Here is a 23,460-nt window from a genome sequence, read left to right as displayed (position 1 = left end):
GGCCTAGTCCTCATGTCCGGCTTCGCCCTTGCCGAGTTCGGCCTTGAGCAGGAAGGCGCCCTTGCCGGCGATGCTTTCGGTTCCGGCCAAGCCGCGCAGGATCTCGGTGGAGCCGGCGGCGACCCGTCCGGGGGTCACGGGCGTGGCGCGGAAGCCGCCGGCCTCGACCACGAAGACGACCGGCCGGCCCTCGACGGTCTGGACCGCCTCGCTGGGCACGATGATCGCGCCGCCGGCGTTCGCGCCCGTCATCACCCGGGCCGAGACGACCGATCCCACGGGGGCGGTCTTGCCCGAGGGGGTGGCGCGAACGACGGCGGTGTTGCCTCCGGAGGCGCCGGGCGCCACGGCGCTGATCGTGGCCGGGGCCTCTTGACCGTCCGGGGTCTGCACGTGGATCACCTGGCCGAGCCGGATGGAGCCGGCGGCGGCGGCGGGCGCGTCGAAGACGTATTCGGCGCGGCTCTGGTCGGCGATCTCGGCGACCAGCGCGCCCTGGGTCAGGAAAACGCCGACCTGGGTCTCGATCCGCGTCACCACGCCGTTGATCGGGCTGCGCAGGATCGCGACGCCGTTGGCGCCGGGCCCGCCCATGGCGCGGACCTGGGCCTGGGCGGCGCGGTGGTCGGCCTGGGCCTTCTCGGCGGCGGCCTGGCTGGCTTCCCAGTCCTGGCGGGCGACCACGCCGGCTTCGAACAGGCGGCGGTCGCGGCTGGCGGCGGCCCGGGCGGCCCGGGCTCCGGCCGCGGCGGCGTCCAGGCTGGCGCGGCCCGAGGCGGCGTCGGCGCTGCGCAAGGTGGCTATGGGCGATCCGATGGCGACCGCCGCGCCGGCCGAGACGTGGACGCGCTCCACCGCCCCCGACACCGGCGCACCCAGGGCGGCCAGGGCGTTGGCGGCCAGGGTCACCCGGCCGGGCAGCAGGATGTCGGCCCCGCCGCCGCGTCCGGGCGTGACGACCGAGACGCCGGCCGCCGCCGCGTCGGCGGGTTTGAGCGGCACCAGGCCGGTCTCGCCATGGCCGCCATGCTCGGCGCCTTCCTCCTCGGGAGCGGGGGCGGGCGTGGCCGGACGGCCCTGGGGCAATTGGGCGGCGCCGAAGCCCAGTCCGGCGGCGACGACCAGGGCTGCTACGGAGGCGATGAGGGAACGATGAGCGATCACGGCTGATCTCCGAACGGAACATGGCCCTGGGCGCGGGCGAGGTCGGCCAGCGCCTTGACGCGGGCCAGCTTGGTGTCGACGGCGCGTCCTCGCGCGGCGATCAGGTCGCGGCGGGCGGCCAGCAGTTCGGACAGCGGCAGGCGACCGGCGTCGTATCCGATCCTGGCCAGGCGATAGGCCTCGGCCGCTTCCGCCTGTTGCGACGCGTCCAGAGTCTGGTCGGCGGCGGCGGCCTGGGCGGCGGCCGCGCGGCGGTCGCCGTCCTGCTCGGCCTGGGCCATGGCCAGACGGGCCTCGGAGGCCTGGGCGTTGGCCGTGGCCGCCGCGACCGCGCCCCGGTTGCGGTCGAACAGCGGCAGGGGCGCGGAGATCCCGAAGACCGCCGCCGTGGCGTCCTCGTCCTGGAACCGGCGAACGCCGAAGCTGACGGCGAGGTCGGGCGTGCGGCGGGCGCGCTCCACGGCGACGCGGCGCTCGGCGGCCTCGCGTTCGGCCCGCGCGACGGCGATGGCGGGGCTGAAGGCCGGCTCCGGCGGCGTGGGAGGCAAAGCAGCGTCGAGCAGGCCGCCGGCCACGGCGGCGTAGCGCTCCGGCGAACCGGTCAGTGCGTTCAGGCGGGCCAGGGCGGTCTCGGCCTCGGCCCGGGCCACGCCCAGTTCGGCGCGGGCGGTCGCCAGGCCGGCGTCGGCCTGGACCGCCCGGACCTGGGCCTCCTTGCCGTTGTCGACCAGCAGCCGGGCGGCCCTGGCGTCGGCCTGGGCCAGGTCGACGCTGTCGCGGGCGATGACCAGGCGCTGCTGCGCCGCCTCGGCGTTGGCGTAGGCCAGCACGAGGTCGCGGGCGAAGTCGACCTGGCCCAGGGCGGCGCGGGCCTGGGCGGCGGCGAGGTCGGCTCTGGCCGCAGAGATCCGCGCCGCGCGCTTGCCGCCCAGCTCCAGCGGCTGCTCGATCGACAGGGTGGTCTCGGCGGCGCCGAAGTCCCTGTAGGGGCCCGAGCCGGCGGCGTTCTCGACCACCAGGCCGAGGGTCGGGTTGGGACGGGCGGCGGCCTGGACCGCTTGGCCCTCGGCCGCGCGGGTCTCGGCGATCCCCAGCGCCAGGCGGGGCGCCGAGGCCTGGGCCTGCTTCAGCAGGATCGGGAAGGGCGGGGCGGTCTGGGCCGCGGCCGACGTGCAGAGCACCCCGGACACGACGCAGGCCAAGGCCGCAGGCAGCGGCCATCGGTTCGACGGCATGAGAATTCCTCGCGATGGTTGGACGACGGCGCGCGGAAGGCGCGCGGGCCGTCAGCCGCGAGGCGGTCGGTCGGGGCCGGAGAGGGTGCGCGAGGCGAGCGCCGGGGCGGACGTCCCGACGTGCGCGGCGGCGACGAGGATTGGCGCGGAAACCGCCGCGACAGGCGAGTCGAGCATGGCGCCGCCATGGTGGCAATGGCCGCCCACGCAGCAGGCGGCTTCGCAGGGCGCGCCGTGGTCCTGCAGGTCGCCCTGGACGGCCTGGGCGCCGGTCAGGCTCGCCTCGGCGACGGGCGCGGCGTCGTCGCAGATGCAGGCCGCCAGGCTGACCGAGGGCGCGACGACGAGCAGCGCCAGGACGCAGGCGGCCATCAGGCCCCCCAGGTTCCGCCACCATGTCATCGTTCGCCGCATGGCCGTCCTATAGCTTCGGCCGCCCAAATTGAGAACGCGTTACATGATTACACCGCCGGCGGCTTCAGCTCGCGCGGCGCCAGGTCTGGGTCTTGCAGAAGGGCGCGACGACGCAGCCCTTCAGGCTCAGCAGGCCGTCCGGGCGCAGGGTCATGACGCCCTTGTAGGTGCCGCCGTCCTCGGGGTTGTAGACCCAGCCGTCGCCCCAGCGGCCCGGACCGGTCGACCGGACCTTCATGAACATCAGGTTGCGCAGGGGGCGGCCGCGCTGGGCCGCGTCGCGGTTGCGGATGTCCTTCTGGCGGGGATCGGCCTGGATGTGCGGCGAGGTGACGATATAGCCGCACAGGCCATCGTCGCAGCGCTCCAGCCGGACCGTCGAGCCGCCGTCGCCGGGGGCGTTCCACAGGCCTGTCACGTCGGCCGCCTGCGGGCTCAGCCCCGCGGCCAGGGCCAGGGCGGCGATCACGCCACCGCCTCCGCCGGCGCATAGGCGGCCGACAGGTCCCGCTCGGCCTGGCGCATCAGCGCCCGGTCGTCATGCTGCCAGGGATGGAAGCCCGGCCGGAAGTAGGCGAGGTAGGCCCATAGCACCTGTCTCAGCATGCCCGGCTTGACCAGCATGAAGCGCAACAGCTGTCGCCAGCTGCGGGCGTTGTTTATGCCGTCGGCGGTGAAGATGTCGCCGATATTGCTGCCGACTGTCGCGAACAGCAGGCGGGTGGCGGCGATCATGGTCATGGTCCGCAGGGTCCAGCGCCGCCAGGCTGGCAGCCGCGCGGCGGCCAGCATGAAGGTGTCGTAGGCGACGGCCTTGTGCTCGACCTCCTCGATGGCGTGCCAGCGCCACATGGCCTTGGCTTCGTCGGAAGCGCCGTCCAGGTGGCGCGGGTCGGCCAGCAGGGCGTGGGCCAGGATGGCGGTGAAGTGCTCCAGCGCCACGGTCGCGCCCAGCTGTTGCAGCGGCGGGCGGCTGCGGGCGAAGGCCAGGCGGTCGCGGGTGCGCCGCTCCATCGCCGCGACGTCGAAGCCGTGGTCGGCGACCTGCTTGTTGAAGAACAGGTGCTCGCGGGTGTGCATCGCTTCCTGGGCCAGGAAGCCGGCGATCTGCTGGCGCAGTTCGGGCGGCGCCACGTTGCGGTAGTGGCGGACCGCATCCATGAAGAACCGTTCGCCCTGGGGGAAGGTCACCGACAGGGCGTTGTAGAACGCCGTGCCCACCGGGTCGCCGCCCAGCCACCAGCGGCTGGCGTGCGTGTCGCGGCCGAAGGCCATGTCGCGGGCGCGGATGTCGAGATCCGACGGGGTCTTGTCCAGCTTGCTCATGAGGGGGCTCCTGGCGCGCCGTCGTCGACGGCGGCGGGGTTTGCGGGGCAGGGAGCGTCACGCGCCGGGCGCGACGGGGCTCCGCGCGGGATGAAAGGGACGGGACAGGCGGCCTCGGGGGCGTCGTGGACCGTCCGGTTTCCCGGCCTCGTCCCCGTGGTCGCGGCGGCATGGCATGGAAAGGCCTGGGCCATGGCGGCAACTTCTCCTAAACTGCCTGTCAATAAGGCGACGATTCTGGATCGCCCAGATCGCTGTCGGACCGCGGAATATATCGACGCTCGACGATATCTACATGCATGTAAGTTACATCGATGTCAATAGAGGGTCCTGAAATCGGGACGACCGCCAAGCGTCGACGCCGGGTGCCCGAGGTCGCGCGCCGCGAGGCCCTGGCCTCGGCGCGGCAACTGCTGATCACATCGGGGCCGACGGCCGTCACCTTGAAGGCGGTGGGCGACGAGATCGGCGTGACCCACGCCAACCTGATCCATCACTTCGGGTCGGCGGCCGGCCTGCAGTCGGCGCTGATGGAATCGATGGTCCGCGACCTGACCGACGCTCTCGGCGCGGCCGTGGAGCAACTTCGCTCGAATCCCGGCGCGCCCCGGGCCCTGGTCGACGCGGTGTTCGACGCCTTCGACCAGGGCGGGGCGGGGCGCCTGGCCGCCTGGATCGCCCTGTCCGGCGACCTCCAGCACCTGCAGCCGGTCCGGGCCGCGGTGCGCGACCTGGTCGACGCCATCTGCGAGACCTTCGCCGCCGAGGGCGAGCAGACCCATCACCGCGTCACCTCGGCGGTGCTGTTCATCGCGCTGTACGCGTTCGGCGACGCGGTGATCGGCGCGCCCCTGCGCGACATGCTCGATCGCGAGGACGACGCCGGCCGCAAGATCGTGGCCCGGCTGCTGCCGACCTTCCTGTTCTGATCCGGCCTGCTTTGGTCTGGTCGAGAGGCGCCTGACGCGGGGTCAACCGCGACGGGTTTACATCCTATGCGGATGTCGCTCATGCTCTCGTTGACTCCAATATAAATAGTGACGGTCATGGCGGAGGCGGGCAAGGCGAAGGTCGAAACGGCCGTCAGGCGGCGGCGCTCTCCCGACGAAGCCCGCGCTCAGGCCTTGGTCAGCGCTCGCAAGCTGTTGATCGCCCATGGCCCTAACGGCCTGACCCTGCAGGCGGTGGCCCAGGACATCGGCGTCACCCATGGCACCCTGATCCATCATTTCGGCTCGGCGGCCGAGCTGCAATCGGCCCTGATGGGCGCCATGGTCCGCGACCTGGCCGTAGCGCTGGAGTCGGCCGTGGCCCATGTCCGCTCAGACGAGCGGGCCCCCAGAACCGTTGTGGACATCGTGTTCACGGCCTTCGACGAAGGTGGAGCGGGGCAGTTGGCGGCCTGGATCGCCCTGTCCAATCGCTTCGAGCACCTGGAGCCCGTGCGCGAAGCGGTGGTCGACCTGGTCGCGGCGCTGAGCGAGAAGGTCCTGACCTCCGGCGACGACCCGCCCAGGCACATCCCCTCGGCCCTGCTGCTGATCACCCTGTGCGCGTTCGGCGATGCGGTGATTGGGGGACCCTTGCGCGGAATGCTCGGTCGCGACCGCGACGCCGTGCGCCGCCTGGCCGCCAATCTGCTCCCGGCCCTGATCGAATAATCAACACGAGCGTCAATAAGTATTGACACCTAGGTGAATAGACGCATCCTTAGGCTGAGGAGCGTCCCGCCGCAGGCGACTCCGGCAAAAAAGCGCGGCGAGGAAACGCTTTTGATGTCCGCCCCGCCCGGGGGAGAGGACCCTTGGGAGGGGATATGTCTCAACGCATCCGCGCGCGCGCCAGTTGGATCGCCGGAGTCTCCGCCGTGGCCGTCGTCCTGTCGGCCGGGTTGGCCCAGGCTCAGGCCCAGGGACCGGCGGCGTCGGCCAGGTCCAACCTTGTCGACGAGGTGGTCGTCACAGCCCAGCGCAAGGAAGAAGCGGCGCAGGACGTGCCGATCGCCATTTCGGCCTTCTCGCAGGAGGCCCTCGACGCCGCGAAGATCGAGGGCGGACCCGACCTGCTGAAGGCGATCCCGAACGTCAGCTTCACCAAGACCAACTTCAGCGGCGTGAACCTGACGATCCGCGGCATCGGCACCCAGGCGGTGTCGGTCTCGACCGACCCCGGCGTATCGATCAACTTCAACGGCACGGCCTTCATCCGCAACCGCTTCTTCGAGCAGGAATTCTTCGACGTCGAGCGGGTGGAGGTGCTGCGCGGCCCGCAGGGCACGCTGTACGGCCGCAACGCCACGGCCGGCGCCGTGAACATCATCTCGGCGCGTCCCACCGACATGTTCGAAGGCGAAATCAAGGGCGAGGTCGGCGACTATGACAGCCGCCGGCTCAGCGGCTTCGTCAATATCCCGCTGGCCGGCGACAAGCTGGACCTGCGGCTGGCCGGCGCCTCGACCACCCGCGATGGATTCGCCGAGAACGACGTCACCGGCAACAAGATCGACGGACGCGACCTCTATTCCACCCGCGTCACCCTGGGCTTCAAGCCTGTCGAGACGGTGCGCGGCGCCCTGATCTGGGAGCATTTCAGCGAGAACGACAGCCGGGCCCGCAGCACCAAGCAGCTGTGCACCCGCGATCCCGGTCCCCAGACCATGGGCGGCTTCACGCTCAGCCCGCAGGCCAGCGCCTTCTTCAGCCAGGGCTGCCAGAACGCCTCGCTCTATGACGACGCCGCCTATGGCACGCCCAACGGCTTGTCGATCCCGTTCGTCCTGGCCTCGGTGACCAACACCGCCGTGCTGGGCCTCAATCCCGACGGCGTGTCGGGCCCCGTCAACCTGATGAAGGTGGCCGACCCCTATGGCGGCATGATGCAGTCCAAGGACCTGCGGCGCATCTCGTCGATCTTCGATCCGAAATACCGCGCCAAGGCCGACGTGCTGGAGCTGAACGTCGACATCGACCTGTCGCCGAACCTGACCCTGACCTCGCAGACCGCCTACAACCGCGACCGCTACTTCTCGAGCGAGGACTACAACCGCTTCAACACCCTGCCCGGGGTGTTCAACGACTCCACGGGCCTGGACAATAGCATCGTGCCCGGCGCTCCGGCCCCCAACCTGACCCCGGGCGGCGTCTATTGCGACCCGCAGCTGGGCTGTTCCAGCACGATCGCCGGCCTGGACCAGGTGCGCGCCAAGAGCCGCCAGTTTTCGCAGGAACTGCGCCTGTCGTCGGCCTTTGACGGGCCGGTCAATTTCAGCCTCGGCGGCAACTACACCGACTATCGCACAACCGAGGACTACTACGTCTTCTTCAACATCGTCTCGGCCATCGCCCAGAGCAGCGGCTACGGCAACAACAGCCTCGACCCGACCAAGTGCGGGACCGCCTTCGACGGCTCGACGCCGACGATCACGCCCGATGGGACGACAGGCTGCATCTATATCGATCCCCATCCGCTGGACCAGATCGACGGCCTGGGCCACAACTATTTCCGCAGCAAGAACATCTACAAGGTCAAGTCGGCCGCGGTGTTCGGCGAGCTCTATTACGAGTTCGCCCACGACCTGAAGCTGACGGCCGGCCTGCGCTACACCCGCGACCGCAAGACCTTCACGCCGGTGCCGACCCAGGTGCTGCTGTCGTCCTTGAACGGCGGCACGGTCGACGGCGGCTATCCGGTCGGCGACGACATCAAGCAGAAGTGGGGCGCGGTGACCGGGCGGCTGGGCCTGGACTGGTCGCCGAAGCTGTCGTTCACCGACCAGACCCTGGTCTATGCGTTCTACAACCGCGGCTACAAGGGCGGCGGCGCCAACCCGCCGGCCATCGGCTACAGCGACGAGCCGTTCCTGCCGGGCCTGCCGCCGCTGGTGCAGCTGACCTCCTATCCCGACACCTTCAAGCCCGAATACGTCAACGCCTTCGAGCTGGGCGCGAAGAACACCCTGCTGGGCGGGGCGCTGACGCTGAACGGCGCGGCCTTCTACTACGACTACAGGGGCTACCAGGTCTCGCAGATCCAGGATCGCACCGCGATCAACGAGAACTTCGACGCCAGGATCTGGGGGCTGGAGCTGGAATCCGCCTGGCGACCGACCCGCGACCTGCGCCTGACCGTGAACCTGGGCTACCAGGGCAGCAAGCTGGCCGACGGCTCCCGATCGATCGACGTCGAGAACCGCACCCAGGGCAACACCGACTTCACGGTGATGAAGGGCAGCCCGTTCCTGCCGTCCAACTGCGTCGTCTCCAAGAGCTATGTCGCCAGCCTGCTGGCCACCAACGCCGCCTTCGGCCTGCCCGACTACGCCAGCCTCAGCGCCGTCTGCCCCGGCTCGATCCTGGGCCTGTTCCTGTTCCCGGCCCCGACCGAGGCCGACCTGCCCAACGGCGGCCGCGGCTTCTATGCCGACGTGTCGGGCCACAGCCTGCCCAACCAGCCCAAGTGGACCCAGTCGATCAGCGTCGACTACGCCCTGCCGCTGTCGGGCGGCTGGGTTGGCGGCATGCACGGCGACGTCTACCACCAGTCGCAGTCCTGGGCCCGCGTCTACGAGGACGCGATCGACAAGCTGCACGGCTGGTACAACGTCAACCTGCGCCTGACCCTGGCCAAGCCCGACGACGGCCTGGAGTTCGAGCTCTACGCCAAGAACCTGCTGAACGACACGCCCATCACCGGGGCCTTCATCAACAGCGACGACACCGCCCTGACCACCAACGTCTTCACGCTCGATCCGCGAATGATCGGCGCCAGCATCCGCAAGCGATTCTGATCCAAACCCCGCGGCGCCCGTCCCGGCCGCGGGGCGGGCGCCGCCCTTGTGCCGGAGTTCGTACGATGGCGTCACCCCGCATGTCCGCGCCCCCGGCGGACCCCGCACCGGCCCGGCCCGACCTGGGCGCCTGGATGGCCGTCCACGGGCCCCGCCTTCGTCGCTACTTCGCGCGCCGGGCGCCGCGCGCCGACGCCGAGGACCTGGTGCAGGACGTGTTCCTGCGCGTCCAGGCGGCCCAGCTTGAAACGCCGATCGTCGAGGTCGAGCGCTATCTGTTCACCGTCGCCCACAACGTCCTGGTCAGCCGGATCCGGCGGCTGGGCGTGCGCGCGGCCGAGCTGCAGCGCTCGTTCGCCGAATGGTCCGAGGCCGCCGAGGACCTGTCGCCCGAGCGAATCGTGGGCGCGCGGCAGGACTACGCCCGCGCCATGGCCGTCATCGAGCGCCTGCCGCCCCGCACCCGCATGGCCTTTCGCCTCAACCGCATGGAGGATCTCAGTTACGGCGCGGTCGCCGAGCGCATGGGAATCTCGAAGGACTCCGTCAAGGAGCTCCTGCGCCGCGCCCACGCCCATCTCGACCAGGCCTTGAGGGGGGCGTAGCCCGCGTCGTTCGCGGGAAGACGATATTTGCGAGGGGAGTATGTTGAGTTCACTCCGAGAGGCTTTCATGGCCTCGCGGTGTCTTTTTACGCCTCGATTTCAGTTGAATTGCAAAGCATAAATTTCGTAACCTATGAGTGAATATTTTTGAGAGGCGCACCCCCCCTAATTCTATTCTGGCACGTCTAGTTCAGCAGACGAGGTAATCGTCAGAACGGTGCTTTAGCGCCTCAGAATACTAGGGAAACGCCATGAAAATCTTCGCTTCCGCCGTCGCCTTGCTGGCCACGGCAGCCTTCGCCGCCTCGGCCTCGGCCGCGTCGTTCAGCCCGGCCAACGGCAACTTCACCGGCACGGGCACGACCAGCCTGACCAAGGGCACGCTGACCATCCCCTGCACGGCCAACTTCACGGGCCACACCGCGGGCGGCATCGGCTTCATCGACACCGCCACGTTCAGCGGCGGCGGCGGCCTGTGCGGCCTGATCCACAAGACCGGCACCTGGACCGCCACGGCCGCCACGGCGAACGGAACCGGCGGCGGCACGGCCTCCATCACCGGTGTGGCGGTGACGGCCTCGCTGTTCGGCACCTGCGGCCCGAGCACCGTGGCCATCTCGCTGAACGACACGGGCTTGATCACCTTCAACAACCAGACCCTGAGCCCGGACTGCGCGATCAACGGCTCCGTCCAGACCAGCCCGCAGCTCCACATCGTCCCCTGATCCAAGCCCTCTCCCCGGAGACGTCGCCTTCCCCTACCCAAGCGACGCACGACCGGTCCTGCCCTGGCGACTCCGTCGCCAGGGCGTTTCTTCGTCCGACGGCCCGCGACGATCGGCGCGGTTCACGATGCGGGAGGCGCGGCCTCGGCCGTGGGCGTCGACCACACCAGCACGTCGCCGGCCTTCACCCCCGAGACGATCTCGACCCCGTCCGGCGCGATCCGGCCCAGCTTGACCGGAACGGTCCGCGGCGGGCCGCCGCGCGGATCCCGGACCTTGACCCAGGCGGCCGGCGCCGCGCCCTGGATCGCGGCCGGCGGCGCCACCAGGGCGGCCGGATTGCGGTAGAGGTCCACCGTGACGTTGGCCGTCATGCCGATGCGGATCGCCTTGGCCTGTTCGGGCGTGAGGGCGTCGAGGCGCGCCACGGCCGGGAAGCTGGCCAGCGGACCGCCCGGCGCCGTCGGCGCGGTGGCTTGGCCGGCCACCGAGGCCACATGGCCGGCGACCGTCAGGCCGCCGAAGCCCGGACCCGTGACCGTCACGGCCATGCCCGGCTGCACCCGGTTGGCGTCGGTCTCGCTGAGTTGAAAGGCGATGGCCAAGCCGCCCGCCCGGGCGATCGAGCCGATCAGCTGGCCCCGGGTCACCGTCTGGCCGGCGTGAAGGGGCTCGGCGTCCTCGCCCTTGCCGACGGGCCGGACGATGACGCCCGCCGCGGGGGCCTGAACGACCGCCCCGGCCGCCTGGCCGTCCAGGCGGGCCAGCTGGGCGCGTGCGTTGCCGAGCTCGAGAGCCGCCACGCGGCGATTGGAACCGGCGCCCTGGGCGAGCACGGCGGCCAGGTCCTGGCGAGCGCTCGCCAGCACCATCTCCTGGCTCCGCCTTTGCTGGACCAGGCCGTCATACTCGCCGCGCGCCACCAGTCCCCGATCGAGCAGGCCTTTCGTCTCGGCCGACTTGCGCTCGAGGTCCGCGAGGTCGAGGACCGCGGCGTCCACCGCCCGGCGGGCGCGCGAAACCTCGGTCCCCTCGGACCAGTTGGCCAGGGTCTCGGACGCCTTCGCCGCCTTCAGATAGGCCGCCTCGGCCTCGTTGCGACGCTGGCCGATCTCGGCGGGATCCAGTTCGACCAGGACCTGGCCCGCGGTGACGCTGGTCCCGTACTCAAAGCCGAGGCGCCGCACGACGCCGTCGAACGGGGCGACGATGTCGACACTGTCGCCGGGGATCACCGAACCGACCAGGCCGAGCGTGGCGACGAAGGGACGGGGGGAAAGCGTCTGGGTCTGGGCCGCGCCGGGATCGGGGGCGGCGGCGCGCCGCGGGGCCAGGGCCACGCACAGCCCCAGGATCGCGACCCCGGACACGGCCGCCACCACCGTCCATCTCCGGGACCGCCAGATCGCCAGGGCCTGTACGCGCGCCGCCATGGCTCAACCTTAGGATCGACGCCGCGCCGCGGTCTACAACAATGTCAGTAGCTGGCTAACACCGGCCGCTATTCTTCGCGCAACGCCACGATCGGATCCTGGCGCGAGGCCCTGAGGGCCGGATAGAAGCCGAAGATCATCCCCACCACTGCGGCCAAGCCTGGTCCCAGGGGCAGGACATAGGCCGACAGGCTGAACGTCCAGCCCGAGGCCTTGGCGGCCGCGAAGGCGGCCAGCAGGCCGAACGCCAGGCCGACCAGACCGCCGGCCAGGGCCAGGATCCCCGCCTCGATCAGGAACATCGCCTGGATGTCGCGCGGGGTCGCGCCCAGGGCCGCCCGCAGCCCGATCTCGCGCCGCCGTTCCATCACCCCCATCATCATGACGTTCATCACCCCGATACCGCCGACCAGCAGCGAGATCGCGCCGATCGCCGTCAGCAGGCGGCTGTGGATGGCCTTCTGGGCGTTCAGGCTCTGGATCAGCTCCTGGGCGCTCAGGGCCTGCGGGGCCGAGGTCGGGTTGGCGAGCCGCACGACCAGGCGCTCGCCCACGGCCTTGGCGTCGGCCCCCGGGCGCAGTCGTAACAACGCCGTGCTGGGCTCTGGCGTGGCCATGATCCGGGCCGCGTCGCCCAGCGGGATCAGCACGGCGGTGTTGTAGTCGGTTGGGTCCATGGCTGTGAACGCCACGTGATCAAGCACGCCGACCACCGTGAATACATAGCCCCGAATGCGGATCTTCGAGCCCGGCGCCGCCGGCGCGCCGGGGGCGGAGAGCGCCGCGGCCGTGTCGGCGCCGAGCACGGCTGCCAGATTGCCTTCGTCGGCGGGAGCGAACAGCCGCCCGCTGGCCGGCGACAACCGGACCAGGTCGGGCAGGTTGGGCGCCACCGCGATGATTCCGACGTCCTGGCTGGCGGGACCGATCGCCACCGTCGCCCGATCGATCGCCATCGGCAGGGCGGCCTCGACGTCCAGATCGGTACGAGGCAAGGCCTCGATCGCCGCCCGGTCCATGATCGCGGGAAAGGGCCCGACCGGATTGGCGTGAATCTGCAGCATATCCACGCCCATGTGGGCGAACAGCTTCAGCGTCTCGCGCTGCGCCATGTGTCCGATGGTCAGCATGGCCACGATCGAGGCGGCGCCGATCAGGATGCCCAGCAGGGCCAGGGCCGAGCGCTGCCGCTGGGCCAGGAGGTTGGCCAGGGCCTCGGCGCCCGACTGGGTCCAGATCCGGAGGGCCGTGCGGGACGAAGGGGAGGCCGGAGGGGTCATGCCGTCGTCGCCGTGTCGGCCAGGATCCGGCCGTCCAGCACCTCGATCCGCCGCTCGCAGCGCGCGGCCAGATCCTTGTCGTGGGTGACCATCAGCACGGTCACGCCCAGGCGCTGGTTGAGGTCGCGCAGCAGGGCCATGACCTCGCCGGCGGTGACGCTGTCGAGGCTGCCGGTCGGCTCGTCGGCCAGGATCAGGCGAGGCTGGCGGATCAGGGCGCGGGCCAGGGCCACGCGCTGGCGCTGGCCGCCGGACAGCTCGGCCGGACGGGCCTGGGCGCGATGCGACAGGCCCACCCGGTCCAGCATGGCCAGGGCGCTCTGCTCGCGCTCGCGGACCGAGGCACCGGCATAGACCAGGGGCAGGGCCACGTTCTCCCAGGCGTTCAGGCGTGGCAGCAGGTTGAACGACTGGAAGACGAAGCCGATCGTCGCGCCGCGGAAGCGCGCCTCTTGCGCGCGGTCGCCGAACGCCACGTCGCGGCCGTCCAGCCGCAGGACGCCGCTTGTGGGCCGGTCCAGCAGGCCGACGATGTTCATCAGGGTGCTCTTGCCCGAGCCCGACGGGCCGACGACCGCGCAGAACGACCCCGCCTCGACCGCGAAGCTGACGCCGCGCAGCACGGGCGTGGCCTGATCGGGCGGGCCGTAGGTCTTGGTCAGGTCGAGGACTTCCAGCACCCGACCATCTTGCGCGCGGCGACGCAACTTGAACAAGAGCCCTGGGCGTGTTTTGTTGACTTCAGTGTCAATATCGTTCGTCGGGTGACGCGAGGATGTCTGCGTATCGGGTGGCCGAGCCTCGCTCCTCACAGCGCCTCGCGGGATGGCCGCCGGTCGTGGCGGCATTGGTCCTGGCCGTGGCGTCGCCGACCTGGGCCCAGGCGCCCGTCGCTTCGCCCGCTCGGCCGCCACCCGCGGCGGTCGGCCCGCGCCTGACGCTCAGCCTGGCCGACGCGGTGTTCCTGGGCCTGCGCGACAACCGCACGATCAAGTCGGCCTATGTCGTCCGGGCGGCCGAGAAGTACGACCTGTTCGTCGCCGAGACCCGCTTTCGTCCGATCGGGGCGATCATCGGCTCGGCCGAGGCCACGCGGGCCGGCGATCTGCGCGGCTCGACCCTGCAACTGAACCCGAGCGCCTCGTGGCTGGTCCCGACCGGGGCGCAGTTCGACTTCGGCTGGGCGCGCCAGACCGTCCGCAGCGGCGGGAACGATTTGACGACCGAGGTGGCGACCCTCGGCGTCAGCCAGCCCCTGCTGCGCGGCGCCGGCTTGGCCGTCAACGCCGCCCCCGTGCGCCTGGCCCGGCTCCAGGACGCCATCAACCGCCTGTCCTTGAGGGCGACGGTGTCGGACACGGTCAGTCGGATCATTCTGGCCTATCGCAACCTGGTCCAGAGCCAGCAGCAGCTGGTGATCGCCCGCCAGTCGCTGGAGCGCTCCCGCGCCCAACTGGCCACCAACCAGGCGCTGATCGACGCCGGACGGATGGCGGCGGCCGATATCGTCCAGACCCAGGCCGACATCGCGGCCCAGCAGGTGGCCCTGCTGCAGGCCGAGCAGCAGCGCAACAGCGCCCAGATCGCCCTGCTGGCCCTGCTGGCCGTCGACCTGCACACCGACGTGGTCGCCGCCGACGCCCTGGACGCCAAGCCCCTGGCGGTCGACCTGGACCGGGCGATCGCCGCGGCCCTGGACAACCGCCCCGACTTCCTGTCGCAGAAGCGGGCCGTCGAACAGGCGCGCCAGGGCCTGATCCTGGCCCGCAACAACCGGCTTTGGGACGTCTCAGTCTATGGGTCGCTGCAACGCCAGACCGAGCGCGGCGACCTGTTCGACGACCCGATCACCGGCGCGCCGTTGGCCGGGACCGGTCTGCCGCGCACCAGCACCGGGTTGGGGGTGCAGTTCCGCATCCCACTGGGCGACTACCGCCCACGCCAGGCCGAGATCCAGGCGCAGACGCTGGTGCGGACCCAGGAGCTGCGGCTGGACGACCTGCGCCAGGCCGTCGAGGCCCAGGTGCGCGACGCCGTCCAGGGCGTGGAGCTGGCCTGGCGCCAGGTGGAGGCCACGCGCCTGTCCCGCGACCTAGCGGCCAAGACCCTGGAGCTGGAACGCGAAAAGCTGAGCGCCGGCCGGGCCTCGAATTTCGAACTGCTGACCTTCGAGGCGAACCTGCGCTCGGCCGACCTGCAGGCGCTGAGCGCCTCGATCAACTACCTCAACGCCCTGACCACCCTGGACCAGCAGCTGGGCGCGACGATCGACACTTGGAAGATCGACCTCCAGCCGTGAGGCTCACCCCTTCGGCGGCGCGGTCGAGGCCCGGTGGATCAAGGTGAAGGGCAGGAGCTCGTCTCGGGGGCGGGTCCCGGCCTCGGCGTTGCGGGCCACGCCGTTGATCAGCATCTTGGTGGCCAGGGTCGACATCTCCACCAGCGGCTGGCGGATGGTGGTCAACTGCGGGCGGCTGAGGCGCGAGACGGGGCTGTCGTCGAAGCCGGCCACCGACAGGTCGGCCGGGCACGAAAGCTCGGCTTCGGCCGCCGCCGCCAGGGCGCCCAGGGCCATTTCGTCGGAGCTGGCGAAGATCGCCGTCGGCCGCTGGTCCAGGGCCAGCAGGGTCGTGGCGGCCTTGTGAGCGGACTCGAAGGTGAAGTCGCCGGGCTGGATCCAGGCCTTGTCGACCTTCAGGCCCCGCGCCTTCATGGCGGCGACATAGCCCTCGCGCCGAGCCTGGCTGGCCCCGTAGCGTTGGTCGCCGGTGATGAAGCCGATCCGCGTGTGGCCCAGGCCGATCAGGTGGTCGGTCATCTCGCGGGCGGCGGCGACGTCGTCCATGTGCACGCGAGGCCCCAGCCCCTCGGGCTTTTCCGGACCCAGCCGCACATAGGGCGTGCCGGCCTTGTCCAGCAGTTCCAGCACCACGTCGTTGTCGCAGGAAGGCGGGGTCAGGATCACCCCGTCGGGCTTGAGGGCCGCCAACAGGGCGCCGACCTCCTGGCGCACGCGCGGGCCGTCGTGGTCGACCAGCTCAACCAGCAGGTGGTAACCCGCGCCCCGGGTCTCGACCGTGGCCCCCAGCTGGATGCGCTGCAGGTAGTCCGAGCCGCGCTCGCTGCGCCAGTGGTCCAGGGTCAGGGAGGCGTCGACGAAGACGGCGATCACGAACGAGCGCGAGCCGGCCAGGCTGCGGGCCGACAGGTTGGGCGCGTAGCCCAGGGCCCCGGCGGCCTCGAGCACGCGCTCGCGCATCTGCGGCCGAACATTGGGCTCGTTGTTCATGACGCGCGAGACGGTCTTGATGGACACGTCGGCGCGCGCCGCCACGTCATAGATCGTCACCGACGCCATGGGCCTGCCCGCTCGCCGAGGTCCTGATGGGGTGGACTCATCTTCATGGCGCCAGCCTAGAGCAACTGCGCGGCATAAGGCGACGCTCGGAATCCAAAAAAGCGCGATCGAGCGCCGCGATGTCGGCTTTGTCGCCGCTCGCGCCTTGTGTCGCCCGGCGCGGAAGGCCAGTGTCCGAGCCAATCGCGACGGAGATCGCGCGTCGGGGGATGATGATGACAGTGGCGGAGGCGGTGGGAATCGACAGGGCAAGGCCGACACTACCGGTGAAGCCCAGCTTCATCGCCGCCTTCACCCTGGCCCAGATCGGGGCCTATGTCAGTTTCATGCCCCTGTTCCAGGTGCTGTTGCCGCTGAAGGCCGAGGCCATCGATTCGGCCGGCAAGGCGGTGGTCCTGAGTCAGGTGGCCATCCTGGGCTCGATCAGCGCCAGCCTGGCCAACCTGCTGGCCGGCGCCATCAGCGACCGCACCACCTCGCGCTTCGGCCGGCGTCGCCCCTGGATGGTGGTCGGCGCGCTGGGCACGGTGGCGTCTTATTTCCTGATCATGATGGCCCACAGCGCGGTGCAGCTGATGGCGGGCGTCGTCTGCTTCCAGCTGGCCTTCAACCTGCTGTTCGCCGCCCTGCTGGCGGTGCTGCCCGACCGGGTGCCCGACGCCCAGAAGGGCAGGGTGGCGGCTTTCCTCAGCCTGGGACACCCGATCGGCGCCATGGCCGGGGCGATCCTGGTCGGCGGCCTGCTGGTCGGCGAGGCCTCGCGCTATGTGGCCATCGGCGTGGTGCTGCTGGTGGCCATCGCCCCGTTCGCGCTCGCCCTCGACGACCCGCCCCTGCCGCCGGGCGAGCGGCCGCCGTTCGACTGGCGCAGCTTCCTGGCGGGGTTCTGGATCGATCCGCGCGCCCATCCGGACTTCGCCCTGGCCTGGGTCAGCCGGTTCATGGTGCTGGTCGCGATCACGCTGACCCAGTGCTACATGCTGTTCTACCTGCAGGACGCGCTGCACTACACGCAGCTGTTCCCCGGACAGCGCGCCGAGCAGGGCATGGCCCTGCTGACCACCGTGGCCACCTGCGCCAACGTCGCCTGCGGTATGCTGGGCGGCATGCTGTCGGACCGCCTCAAGCGCCGCAAGCTGTTCGCGGCCGGCGCGGCCATGGGCCTGGCGGCGGCGATGCTGGTGTTCTCGCTGGTGCCGGGCTGGCCGGTCGTGGTGGCGGGCTTCGTGATCTTCGGCTGCGCGGTCGGCTGCTACTACGCCGTCGACATCGCCCTGGTCAGCCAGGTGCTGCCTTCGCAGAAGGACGCCGGCAAGGACCTGGGGGTGATCAACCTGGCCAACACCCTGCCCCAGGCGATGGCGCCGATCCTGGCGATGTGGGTGCTGGGCCCGACCCATGTCAACTATCACGCCCTCTATCTGGTGGCGGCGGGGCTGGCGGCGGCTGGCGGTCTGGCCATCCTTCCGATACGGGGCGTGCGGTAGCGGGTTTTGGTCAGCGCGACTTCTTCGCGTGAACCGGTCGCCGCTTCGTGAAAACCCTCGCCGAGAGCCTCGTGCCCGACCTGATCCCCATCGATGACCCGAACGATCCGCGCGTCGCGGCCTATCGCGACATCAAGGAACGCGACCTAGTCGGTCGCCAGGGACTGTTCATCGCCGAGGGCGAGACCGTGCTGCGGGCCTTCGTCCGCGACGCGCCCCAGCGGGTCCGGTCGCTGTTGATCGACGGCAAGCGGATCGACAAGCTGGGCGAGGTGTTGGCGGGTTTGGCGCCCGAGGTCCCGGTGCACGTGGCCGGCCAGGCGGTGATCGACGCCATCGCCGGCTTCCATCTGCATCGCGGCGTGCTGGCGGTCGGGGCCAAGCCCGAGCCGCCGTCGGCCCAGGCCCTGGTGGCGCGAACGGGGCCCCGGGCGGTGGTGCTGGTGCTGATGGGCGTCGCCAATCACGACAATCTGGGCGGCATCTTCCGCAACGCCGCCGCGTTCGGCGTCGATGGCGTGATCCTGGACGGCGACTGCTGCGATCCGTTCTACCGCAAGGCTATCCGGGTCTCGATCGGCGCGACGCTGAGCGTGCCGACCGCCTGGCTGGGGCGCGGCGAGGACGTGGTCGCCCTGCTGGCCCGCCACGGCTTCCAGGGCCTGGCCCTGAGTCCGGCCGCCGGAGAGACCCTGGCGGATCTGACCCCGCCCGCCCGGGCGGCGGTGCTGCTGGGGGCCGAAGGGCCGGGGCTGTCGCGCGCCGTCCTGGACCGCGTGCGGACCGTCGGCATCCCGATGGCCAACGGTTTCGACTCGCTGAACGTGGCCACCACCAGCGGGATCGTGCTGCATCACCTGAGGTTCGCGAAGGCTTGAGCTGTCAGGGATGACACCGGTGACTTGCCGGGATCGGAGCCCCGCCCTAGGGTCCGTTCGCGTCGCTTAGGGAGGTCGCATGTTCAATCGCCGGGGAACCCTGGCCAGCCTGACGGGCGGCCTGCTGACATCGCTGCTGGGCGGGGCCGCCGCCCTGGCCGACGCCGAGCCCGCCCAGCCCGCGAAGGCTCCGATGGATCCGACCGAAGTTCTCCCCCTTTGGCCCGGCGACCCGCCCGGCTCGGCCGGCGTTACCGCCGTCGAGACCCAGATCGACCGCACCGTCGCCGGCGGCCTGCGCGACCGCGCCACGACCCACACCCGCAAACCGACCCTGACCGTGTTCCGCCCGGCCCTGGCCAACGGCGCGGCGGTGGTGCTGATGCCCGGCGGCGGCTACGAGCGCGTGGTCAGCGACAAGGAAGGCTTCGAGACGGCCCGCTGGCTGGCCGACCGCGGCTACACCTGCTTCGTCCTGCTCTACCGCCTGCCCGGCGACCACTGGGGCGCGGGCCCCGACACGCCGCTGCAGGACGCCCAGCGCGCCGTGCGCCTGGCCCGCTCGAAGGCGACGGCGATGAGGTTCGACCCGGCCCGGGTGTCGATCATGGGCTTTTCGGCCGGCGGACACCTGGCCGCCAGCCTGACCACTCGGTTCGACGCCAAGGTCTATGACCGGATCGACGCCGCCGACGACCTGTCGGCGCGGCCCGACCTGTCGGCCCTGATCTATCCGGTGGTGTCGATGGCCGAGGGGCCCGCCCACGCCGGCTCACGCAAGCAGCTGCTGGGCCCGTCGCCGACGCCCGAGCAGGTGGCGCTCTATTCGCCCGACCAGAACGTCACCGACCGCGTCCCGCCGGTGTTCCTGCTGCACGCCGCCGACGACACGACCGTGCCGGTGGTCAACAGCCTGATGATGTTCACCGCCCTGAAGGCCAAGGCGGTCCCGGCCGAGCTGCACGTCTTCGAGGAGGGCGGCCACGGCTTCGGCCTGCGCTCGATCGCCGGCAAGCCGGTGGCGGCGTGGCCCGGCCTGTTCGAGACCTTCGCCAAGCGGCATGGGGTTTGAACGGCGACGCCGCTCCTGAGGTGACGCTCCGGACGTCCGCTATGGGTGGGGAACGGACGTCAGAGATGAGGCGGTAGAGGAGGGGTGGCCGGCGTTCCCTCGTTGAGGGAAAGGCGCCACCAACCCACGTCGTGCCATCGCCCAAACTTGAAGCCCACCTCCTGATAGGTGCCTAGGTGTCGAAATCCCATCGCCTCGTGCAATCCGACGCTCTTCTCGTTTGGAAGCGCGATGCCGGCAAAGGCCGAGTGAAAACCCTGGCGTGTCAGGCGGTCGAGAAGTTCAAAATAGAGCTTGCGGCCGATTCCGCGCCTGTGGACCTGTCGTGCGGTGTAGACGGTCACGTCGACTGACCAGCGGTAGGCAGCACGCGCTCTATGGGCGCTTCCGTAGGCATATCCGACGACCTCGCCGCGTTCTTCGAACACGAGGAAGGGATAGGCGACCAGGCCTTCCACAATCCGGCGGCTCATCTCAGCCGCTGAGGGCGGTGCGTCTTCGAACGAAATCGCCGTTTCGAGTACATACGGCCTGTAAATCTCTGCAATGGCAGGGCCATCGTCCGAGCTGGCGGCCCTCACTGCTCCGGGCATGTTTCTCCCCCTCTTTGTGGTGAGCTTAACAACAACCTTGGCAGAAGACATCGGCCAGAGTCGAAGGTCGCCTATGGATCGTGAGCGGACATCCGTATCCTACGGCCCGCAGCCCTCACCCTTCGCCGCCCAGCGCTTGCGTTCCTCCTCCAGCGCCCGCTGCCAGCGGCTCCGCAGCACGCCCGGCCGCTGGCCGTGGCGCTCGTCGAGGAATTCGGCCCCCTCGATCCGGTCGGTGCGGAAGTTGCGGAAGTCGTTTCGCAGCTCGCACCAGGCGATCAGCATACGGACGGTCTCGCGATAGCCGACCGTCACCGGCCAGACGACGCGCTGGCTGACCGCGCCCTTCTCGTCGCGATAGTCCAGGCGGATCTTGCGGCCGGCGTGGATCCAGGCCCGGGTCTGGGCGATGTCGATGCCGTCGGGCAATTGGTTCCAGGCCGGCGCGGCGCCGGTGGCGGGCTGCAGCACGTAAGGGCGCAGCTGTTCGGGCACGGCGGCGGCGATCTTGGCGATCAGGTCGTTGGCGGCGGTGGCCAGGACGGGATCGCCGCGCCCGGCGACCCACTGGGCCCCCAGGACGGCGGCCTCGATTTCGTCGGGTGTCAGCATCAGGGGCGGCATGTCGTATCCGGCCTCCAGCACATAGCCGACGCCCGCCTCGCCGCGGATGGGCGCCCTCTGGCCGATCAAGGCGGCGATGTCGCGATAAACGCTGCGTTTGGAGGTCTCCAGCTCGACCGCCATGGCGTCGGCCGTCACCGGCTGGCGGCTGCGGCGGAGGATCTGGATGATCTGGAAAAGGCGTTCGGCGCGTCTCATGAAATCACTCTGCGGGATCGATGCTGACAGCATGCTGGCAGCAGCATGGCGGTAGCGTCCGAATGTCGCAACACAGCGCCGCCGGCCCCGCGGACGGGCGCAGCAGGGAGAGACCACCATGATCACGCTCTACGCCGCCGGACCCGCCTTCGGCCTGCCCGAGGGCAGCCCCTATGTCACCAAGACCGAGATCCACCTGAAGATGGCCGGCCTCTGGTACCAGAAGGTCCCGGCCCATCCGGAGACCTCGCCCAAGGGCCAACTGCCGTGGATCGACGACGACGGCGTCAAGGTCGCCGACTCCACCTTCATCCGCGCCTATATCGAGCGCAGCTACGGCGTCGACCTGGACGCTGGCCTCAGCAAGGCCCAGCGCGGCCAGGCCTGGGCGATCGAGCGGATGGTCGAGAACCACCTGGGCTGGGCCAGCTGCCATTTCCGGTTCTTCGATGACGACAACTTCGCCAAGGGGCCGGCCCGCTGGTTCGACGGCCTGCCGGGCGAGGCGCGCGCCGACGCCATCGACGGCCTGCTGGGTGGGGTGCAGTCCAGCCTCAAGGCGGTCGGCATCGGCCGCCACTCGCCCGACGAGATCGTGGAGCTGGGCGCCTGGTCGCTGACGGCCCTGTCGGAGATGCTGGGCGACAAGTCGTTCATGATGGGCCACCGGCCCACCAGCGTAGACGCCATCGTCTTCGCCATGCTGGCCCAGATCCTGACGCCGTTCTTCGACTCGCCCCTGCGCCGCCGCGCCGAGAGCCTGCCCAACCTGGTGGGCTACGCCGAGCGAATGATGGCCGGGTACTATCCGGAATTCGCGCCGGAGATGAGCCGCGCGGCCTAGGCCGAAGCGCGCCGCTCATCCCCTGTTCGCCGGGACGGGCGGCGCTTCTCGAGACTCAGTGCTTCTTCTTCTGGGCGTCGTTGGCCTCGAAGTCGTCCTTGCGATTGGCGGCGTGGGCGTGATGGACGTCGGACTCGCCGCCGCCGCCCGACACCTTGCTGTGGCGGCTGTAGCGGTCGGGATCGTCCAGATCCTTGACGACAGGGTCGGGGCGCGGCTGCTTGGCGTTCTCGTGGCTCGAGCCGGGACCGCCCCAGCGATCGGCGGCGGGGTTCTTGTCGGGCATGGTCAGCGATCCTGTACGTTGCCGGAGCGAGAAGTGTTCTGGGTCAGATTGCCGTGGCGACCCTGCGCCTTGAGGTTCACGTCGGCGTTGCCCGGATCGGGAGACTGCAGGTCGTCGCGACCGCCTTGGCCTTCGATCGCCGGCTTCTGACCCTTGAAGGCGCGCTGCTCGGGTGGAATGGGCGGGGCTTTGGGCATTGGTTTCCTCCATGTCTGCCCTTTTCAAACCGCTCGGAGAGGCGGGCGTTCCCAGCGTCCAGCTTGCCCGGCGGCTCGAAGATTTCGGTCCTTCACCGCCCACGAGCATCTTCGGAATCGGCGTTCCGGTGCTATCTAGGAGCGTGTTCGGGATAGGATGCCGCCTTGTCAGATACAGTCGCGCCTCAAGCCTCCGCCGCCTCGGATCGCGCCAGCCAGACCTTGCATCGGGCGCTGGACATCCTGGAGGCGGTCGCCGAGGGCGCCCATAGTCTCAAGGCGTTCGAGGCGCGGGTCGGCCTGACCCGCAGCACCACCCATCGCCTGGCCTCGGCGCTTGTCGATCGCGGCCTGCTGTCGTCGGTGGGGCGGGACTACCGCCTCGGCGGGCGGCTGGTGCAACTGGGCCATCAGGCCCGCGAGCGGCTGGGCCTGGCCGAGGTCGCCAGGCCCGTCCTGGCCGCCCTGTCCGCCGAGACCCAGGACGCCACGAACCTCGGCACGATCGCCGGCGACGAGGTGCTCTATGTCGGCCAGGCGCCGGGGCGCCGCCGGCTGGAGGTCCGCCACCGGGTCGGCGATCGCAACCGCGTCCGCGACACCGCCCTGGGCCGGGCGCTGCTGATCGACGCGCCGCCCGAGCGCTGGTCGCGGCTGTTCGCCGACGATCCGGGGTCACCGGCGGCGGCGGCGTTCTTCCGCGAGATGGAGGCGGCGCGCCAGCTCGGCCACGCGCTGCACCTGGACGACGGCCTGGACAGCATCCGCTGCATCGCCGCCCCGATCCGCGACGCCAGCGGCGCGATCGTCGCCGCCGTCAGCCTGTCCAGCGTGCCGCAGTATATGGACGAGGCGCGGATGGCCGAGCTGACGCCGCGCGTGAAGGCCGCCGCCCTGGAGATCGGCACGGCCCTGGGCTTCAATCCCGCCCGGCTGAACGCGGCGGGATAGCGGG

The 23,460-nt window shown here is 70.5% G+C and carries 25 protein-coding genes and 1 pseudogene; 12 read left to right on the top strand and 14 right to left on the bottom strand.

The annotated features are described in order from the left end of the window. Nucleotides 1–3: 3 nt before the first annotated feature. From ACSQ2G_RS19550 to ACSQ2G_RS19530, 5 genes are all read right to left on the bottom strand, one after another. Nucleotides 4–1,164, bottom strand: a complete 1,161-nt coding sequence (locus ACSQ2G_RS19550) for an efflux RND transporter periplasmic adaptor subunit (protein WP_436033692.1) — start codon at nucleotides 1,162–1,164, stop codon at nucleotides 4–6. Beyond that, nucleotides 1,161–2,399 carry a TolC family protein gene (locus ACSQ2G_RS19545; protein ID WP_436033690.1) on the bottom strand — a complete coding sequence of 413 codons (1,239 nt, stop codon included), beginning with the start codon at nucleotides 2,397–2,399 and terminating at the stop codon, nucleotides 1,161–1,163. Before ACSQ2G_RS19545 ends, ACSQ2G_RS19550 begins: the two co-directional genes overlap by 4 nt. 51 nt (nucleotides 2,400–2,450) lie before the next feature. Beyond that, the gene (locus tag ACSQ2G_RS19540; RefSeq protein WP_436033688.1) at nucleotides 2,451–2,771 is read right to left on the bottom strand and encodes a hypothetical protein; all 321 of its coding nucleotides are present in this window, start codon (nucleotides 2,769–2,771) and stop codon (nucleotides 2,451–2,453) included. Between the two features lie 106 nt (nucleotides 2,772–2,877). After that, nucleotides 2,878–3,282: a DUF2147 domain-containing protein gene (locus ACSQ2G_RS19535; protein WP_436033686.1), complete on the bottom strand. Its 405-nt coding sequence runs from the start codon at nucleotides 3,280–3,282 to the stop codon at nucleotides 2,878–2,880. Continuing rightward, nucleotides 3,279–4,139, bottom strand: coding sequence for a metal-dependent hydrolase (locus ACSQ2G_RS19530; protein WP_436033684.1), 861 nt, complete (start codon nucleotides 4,137–4,139; stop codon nucleotides 3,279–3,281). The genes ACSQ2G_RS19535 and ACSQ2G_RS19530 overlap by 4 nt, the downstream gene beginning before the upstream one ends. A gap of 314 nt (nucleotides 4,140–4,453) precedes the next feature. On the opposite strand from ACSQ2G_RS19530, the gene ACSQ2G_RS19525 reads away from it, so the two are divergent. From ACSQ2G_RS19525 to ACSQ2G_RS19500, 6 genes and pseudogenes are all read left to right on the top strand, one after another. Beyond that, nucleotides 4,454–5,068: a TetR/AcrR family transcriptional regulator gene (locus ACSQ2G_RS19525; RefSeq protein ID WP_436033682.1), complete on the top strand. Its 615-nt coding sequence runs from the start codon at nucleotides 4,454–4,456 to the stop codon at nucleotides 5,066–5,068. A gap of 195 nt (nucleotides 5,069–5,263) precedes the next feature. After that, nucleotides 5,264–5,800, top strand: coding sequence for a TetR/AcrR family transcriptional regulator (locus ACSQ2G_RS19520; protein ID WP_436033680.1), 537 nt, complete (start codon nucleotides 5,264–5,266; stop codon nucleotides 5,798–5,800). Nucleotides 5,801–5,955: 155 nt separating this feature from the next. Beyond that, nucleotides 5,956–6,451 (top strand): annotated as a pseudogene (locus ACSQ2G_RS19515) (TonB-dependent receptor plug domain-containing protein); the annotation flags it as partial. 26 nt (nucleotides 6,452–6,477) lie between these two features. Next, a complete protein-coding gene (locus ACSQ2G_RS19510; protein WP_436033762.1) occupies nucleotides 6,478–8,925 on the top strand; it encodes a TonB-dependent receptor domain-containing protein in 2,448 nt (815 codons plus the stop codon). An 80-nt stretch (nucleotides 8,926–9,005) separates the two neighbouring features. After that, entirely contained in the window at nucleotides 9,006–9,530 is a 525-nt protein-coding gene (locus tag ACSQ2G_RS19505) for an RNA polymerase sigma factor (RefSeq protein ID WP_436033678.1), read from the top strand. Nucleotides 9,531–9,781: 251 nt separating this feature from the next. After that, entirely contained in the window at nucleotides 9,782–10,255 is a 474-nt protein-coding gene (locus ACSQ2G_RS19500) for an activator of alkane oxidation (protein WP_436033676.1), read from the top strand. A 122-nt stretch (nucleotides 10,256–10,377) separates the two neighbouring features. Here ACSQ2G_RS19500 and ACSQ2G_RS19495 read toward each other — a convergent pair whose 3' ends face one another. The 3 genes from ACSQ2G_RS19495 to ACSQ2G_RS19485 form a co-directional block, all read right to left on the bottom strand. After that, nucleotides 10,378–11,688 (bottom strand): HlyD family secretion protein, encoded by a 1,311-nt coding sequence (locus ACSQ2G_RS19495; RefSeq protein WP_436033674.1) that lies wholly within the window; start codon nucleotides 11,686–11,688, stop codon nucleotides 10,378–10,380. A gap of 68 nt (nucleotides 11,689–11,756) precedes the next feature. Beyond that, nucleotides 11,757–12,968: an ABC transporter permease gene (locus ACSQ2G_RS19490; RefSeq protein WP_436033672.1), complete on the bottom strand. Its 1,212-nt coding sequence runs from the start codon at nucleotides 12,966–12,968 to the stop codon at nucleotides 11,757–11,759. After that, nucleotides 12,965–13,648 carry an ABC transporter ATP-binding protein gene (locus ACSQ2G_RS19485; protein ID WP_436033671.1) on the bottom strand — a complete coding sequence of 228 codons (684 nt, stop codon included), beginning with the start codon at nucleotides 13,646–13,648 and terminating at the stop codon, nucleotides 12,965–12,967. The genes ACSQ2G_RS19490 and ACSQ2G_RS19485 overlap by 4 nt, the downstream gene beginning before the upstream one ends. A 158-nt stretch (nucleotides 13,649–13,806) precedes the next feature. Here ACSQ2G_RS19485 and ACSQ2G_RS19480 point away from each other — a divergent pair, with 158 nt between their 5' ends. Next, the gene (locus tag ACSQ2G_RS19480) at nucleotides 13,807–15,267 is read left to right on the top strand and encodes a TolC family protein (RefSeq protein WP_436033669.1); all 1,461 of its coding nucleotides are present in this window, start codon (nucleotides 13,807–13,809) and stop codon (nucleotides 15,265–15,267) included. 3 nt (nucleotides 15,268–15,270) lie between these two features. On the opposite strand, the gene ACSQ2G_RS19475 is transcribed toward ACSQ2G_RS19480, so the two are convergent. After that, nucleotides 15,271–16,326, bottom strand: coding sequence for a LacI family DNA-binding transcriptional regulator (locus ACSQ2G_RS19475; protein WP_436033667.1), 1,056 nt, complete (start codon nucleotides 16,324–16,326; stop codon nucleotides 15,271–15,273). 43 nt (nucleotides 16,327–16,369) lie between these two features. Beyond that, nucleotides 16,370–16,609 carry a hypothetical protein gene (locus ACSQ2G_RS19470; RefSeq protein WP_436033764.1) on the bottom strand — a complete coding sequence of 80 codons (240 nt, stop codon included), beginning with the start codon at nucleotides 16,607–16,609 and terminating at the stop codon, nucleotides 16,370–16,372. Here ACSQ2G_RS19470 and ACSQ2G_RS19465 point away from each other — a divergent pair. From ACSQ2G_RS19465 to ACSQ2G_RS19455, 3 genes are all read left to right on the top strand, one after another. After that, nucleotides 16,542–17,813, top strand: coding sequence for an MFS transporter (locus tag ACSQ2G_RS19465; protein ID WP_436033665.1), 1,272 nt, complete (start codon nucleotides 16,542–16,544; stop codon nucleotides 17,811–17,813). The genes ACSQ2G_RS19470 and ACSQ2G_RS19465 overlap by 68 nt on opposite strands. A 71-nt stretch (nucleotides 17,814–17,884) precedes the next feature. Next, nucleotides 17,885–18,691: a TrmH family RNA methyltransferase gene (locus tag ACSQ2G_RS19460; protein ID WP_436033663.1), complete on the top strand. Its 807-nt coding sequence runs from the start codon at nucleotides 17,885–17,887 to the stop codon at nucleotides 18,689–18,691. Between the two features lie 79 nt (nucleotides 18,692–18,770). Beyond that, nucleotides 18,771–19,763 (top strand): alpha/beta hydrolase, encoded by a 993-nt coding sequence (locus ACSQ2G_RS19455; protein ID WP_436033661.1) that lies wholly within the window; start codon nucleotides 18,771–18,773, stop codon nucleotides 19,761–19,763. 59 nt (nucleotides 19,764–19,822) lie between these two features. On the opposite strand, the gene ACSQ2G_RS19450 is transcribed toward ACSQ2G_RS19455, so the two are convergent. Further along, the gene (locus ACSQ2G_RS19450; RefSeq protein WP_436033659.1) at nucleotides 19,823–20,407 is read right to left on the bottom strand and encodes an arsinothricin resistance N-acetyltransferase ArsN1 family B; all 585 of its coding nucleotides are present in this window, start codon (nucleotides 20,405–20,407) and stop codon (nucleotides 19,823–19,825) included. Between the two features lie 48 nt (nucleotides 20,408–20,455). Then, nucleotides 20,456–21,178, bottom strand: a complete 723-nt coding sequence (locus ACSQ2G_RS19445; RefSeq protein ID WP_436033657.1) for a helix-turn-helix transcriptional regulator — start codon at nucleotides 21,176–21,178, stop codon at nucleotides 20,456–20,458. Between the two features lie 118 nt (nucleotides 21,179–21,296). Here ACSQ2G_RS19445 and ACSQ2G_RS19440 point away from each other — a divergent pair, with 118 nt between their 5' ends. Then, complete coding sequence (locus ACSQ2G_RS19440) at nucleotides 21,297–22,022, top strand: glutathione S-transferase family protein (RefSeq protein WP_436033655.1); 726 nt, start codon at nucleotides 21,297–21,299, stop codon at nucleotides 22,020–22,022. A 55-nt stretch (nucleotides 22,023–22,077) separates the two neighbouring features. On the opposite strand, the gene ACSQ2G_RS19435 is transcribed toward ACSQ2G_RS19440, so the two are convergent. Continuing rightward, nucleotides 22,078–22,308: a hypothetical protein gene (locus ACSQ2G_RS19435; protein WP_436033653.1), complete on the bottom strand. Its 231-nt coding sequence runs from the start codon at nucleotides 22,306–22,308 to the stop codon at nucleotides 22,078–22,080. 2 nt (nucleotides 22,309–22,310) lie between these two features. Continuing rightward, a complete protein-coding gene (locus ACSQ2G_RS19430; RefSeq protein WP_436033651.1) occupies nucleotides 22,311–22,505 on the bottom strand; it encodes a hypothetical protein in 195 nt (64 codons plus the stop codon). Between the two features lie 165 nt (nucleotides 22,506–22,670). On the opposite strand from ACSQ2G_RS19430, the gene ACSQ2G_RS19425 reads away from it, so the two are divergent. After that, nucleotides 22,671–23,456: an IclR family transcriptional regulator gene (locus ACSQ2G_RS19425; RefSeq protein ID WP_436033649.1), complete on the top strand. Its 786-nt coding sequence runs from the start codon at nucleotides 22,671–22,673 to the stop codon at nucleotides 23,454–23,456. Nucleotides 23,457–23,460: the final 4 nt, after the last annotated feature.

The sequence above is a fragment of the Caulobacter sp. LjRoot300 genome (assembly GCF_964253875.1).
In the GTDB taxonomy this organism is placed as follows: domain Bacteria; phylum Pseudomonadota; class Alphaproteobacteria; order Caulobacterales; family Caulobacteraceae; genus Caulobacter.
This window is presented reverse-complemented; position numbering and strand designations above follow the sequence as displayed.

What these genes read in the sequence shown, in the direction of transcription:
- ACSQ2G_RS19530 (WP_436033684.1), bottom strand. Translation starts at nt 4,139, where the DNA reads ATGAGCAAGCTGGACAAGACCCCGTCGGATCTCGACATCCGCGCCCGC.
- ACSQ2G_RS19500 (WP_436033676.1), top strand. Translation starts at nt 9,782, where the DNA reads ATGAAAATCTTCGCTTCCGCCGTCGCCTTGCTGGCCACGGCAGCCTTC.
- ACSQ2G_RS19490 (WP_436033672.1), bottom strand. Translation starts at nt 12,968, where the DNA reads ATGACCCCTCCGGCCTCCCCTTCGTCCCGCACGGCCCTCCGGATCTGG.
- ACSQ2G_RS19510 (WP_436033762.1), top strand. Translation starts at nt 6,478, where the DNA reads ATGTTCGAAGGCGAAATCAAGGGCGAGGTCGGCGACTATGACAGCCGC.
- ACSQ2G_RS19450 (WP_436033659.1), bottom strand. Translation starts at nt 20,407, where the DNA reads ATGTCTTCTGCCAAGGTTGTTGTTAAGCTCACCACAAAGAGGGGGAGA.
- ACSQ2G_RS19545 (WP_436033690.1), bottom strand. Translation starts at nt 2,399, where the DNA reads ATGCCGTCGAACCGATGGCCGCTGCCTGCGGCCTTGGCCTGCGTCGTG.
- ACSQ2G_RS19440 (WP_436033655.1), top strand. Translation starts at nt 21,297, where the DNA reads ATGATCACGCTCTACGCCGCCGGACCCGCCTTCGGCCTGCCCGAGGGC.
- ACSQ2G_RS19540 (WP_436033688.1), bottom strand. Translation starts at nt 2,771, where the DNA reads ATGGCCGCCTGCGTCCTGGCGCTGCTCGTCGTCGCGCCCTCGGTCAGC.
- ACSQ2G_RS19445 (WP_436033657.1), bottom strand. Translation starts at nt 21,178, where the DNA reads ATGAGACGCGCCGAACGCCTTTTCCAGATCATCCAGATCCTCCGCCGC.
- ACSQ2G_RS19470 (WP_436033764.1), bottom strand. Translation starts at nt 16,609, where the DNA reads ATGAAGCTGGGCTTCACCGGTAGTGTCGGCCTTGCCCTGTCGATTCCC.
- ACSQ2G_RS19475 (WP_436033667.1), bottom strand. Translation starts at nt 16,326, where the DNA reads ATGGCGTCGGTGACGATCTATGACGTGGCGGCGCGCGCCGACGTGTCC.
- ACSQ2G_RS19435 (WP_436033653.1), bottom strand. Translation starts at nt 22,308, where the DNA reads ATGCCCGACAAGAACCCCGCCGCCGATCGCTGGGGCGGTCCCGGCTCG.
- ACSQ2G_RS19505 (WP_436033678.1), top strand. Translation starts at nt 9,006, where the DNA reads ATGTCCGCGCCCCCGGCGGACCCCGCACCGGCCCGGCCCGACCTGGGC.
- ACSQ2G_RS19455 (WP_436033661.1), top strand. Translation starts at nt 18,771, where the DNA reads ATGTTCAATCGCCGGGGAACCCTGGCCAGCCTGACGGGCGGCCTGCTG.
- ACSQ2G_RS19430 (WP_436033651.1), bottom strand. Translation starts at nt 22,505, where the DNA reads ATGCCCAAAGCCCCGCCCATTCCACCCGAGCAGCGCGCCTTCAAGGGT.
- ACSQ2G_RS19525 (WP_436033682.1), top strand. Translation starts at nt 4,454, where the DNA reads ATGTCAATAGAGGGTCCTGAAATCGGGACGACCGCCAAGCGTCGACGC.
- ACSQ2G_RS19495 (WP_436033674.1), bottom strand. Translation starts at nt 11,688, where the DNA reads ATGGCGGCGCGCGTACAGGCCCTGGCGATCTGGCGGTCCCGGAGATGG.
- ACSQ2G_RS19465 (WP_436033665.1), top strand. Translation starts at nt 16,542, where the DNA reads ATGACAGTGGCGGAGGCGGTGGGAATCGACAGGGCAAGGCCGACACTA.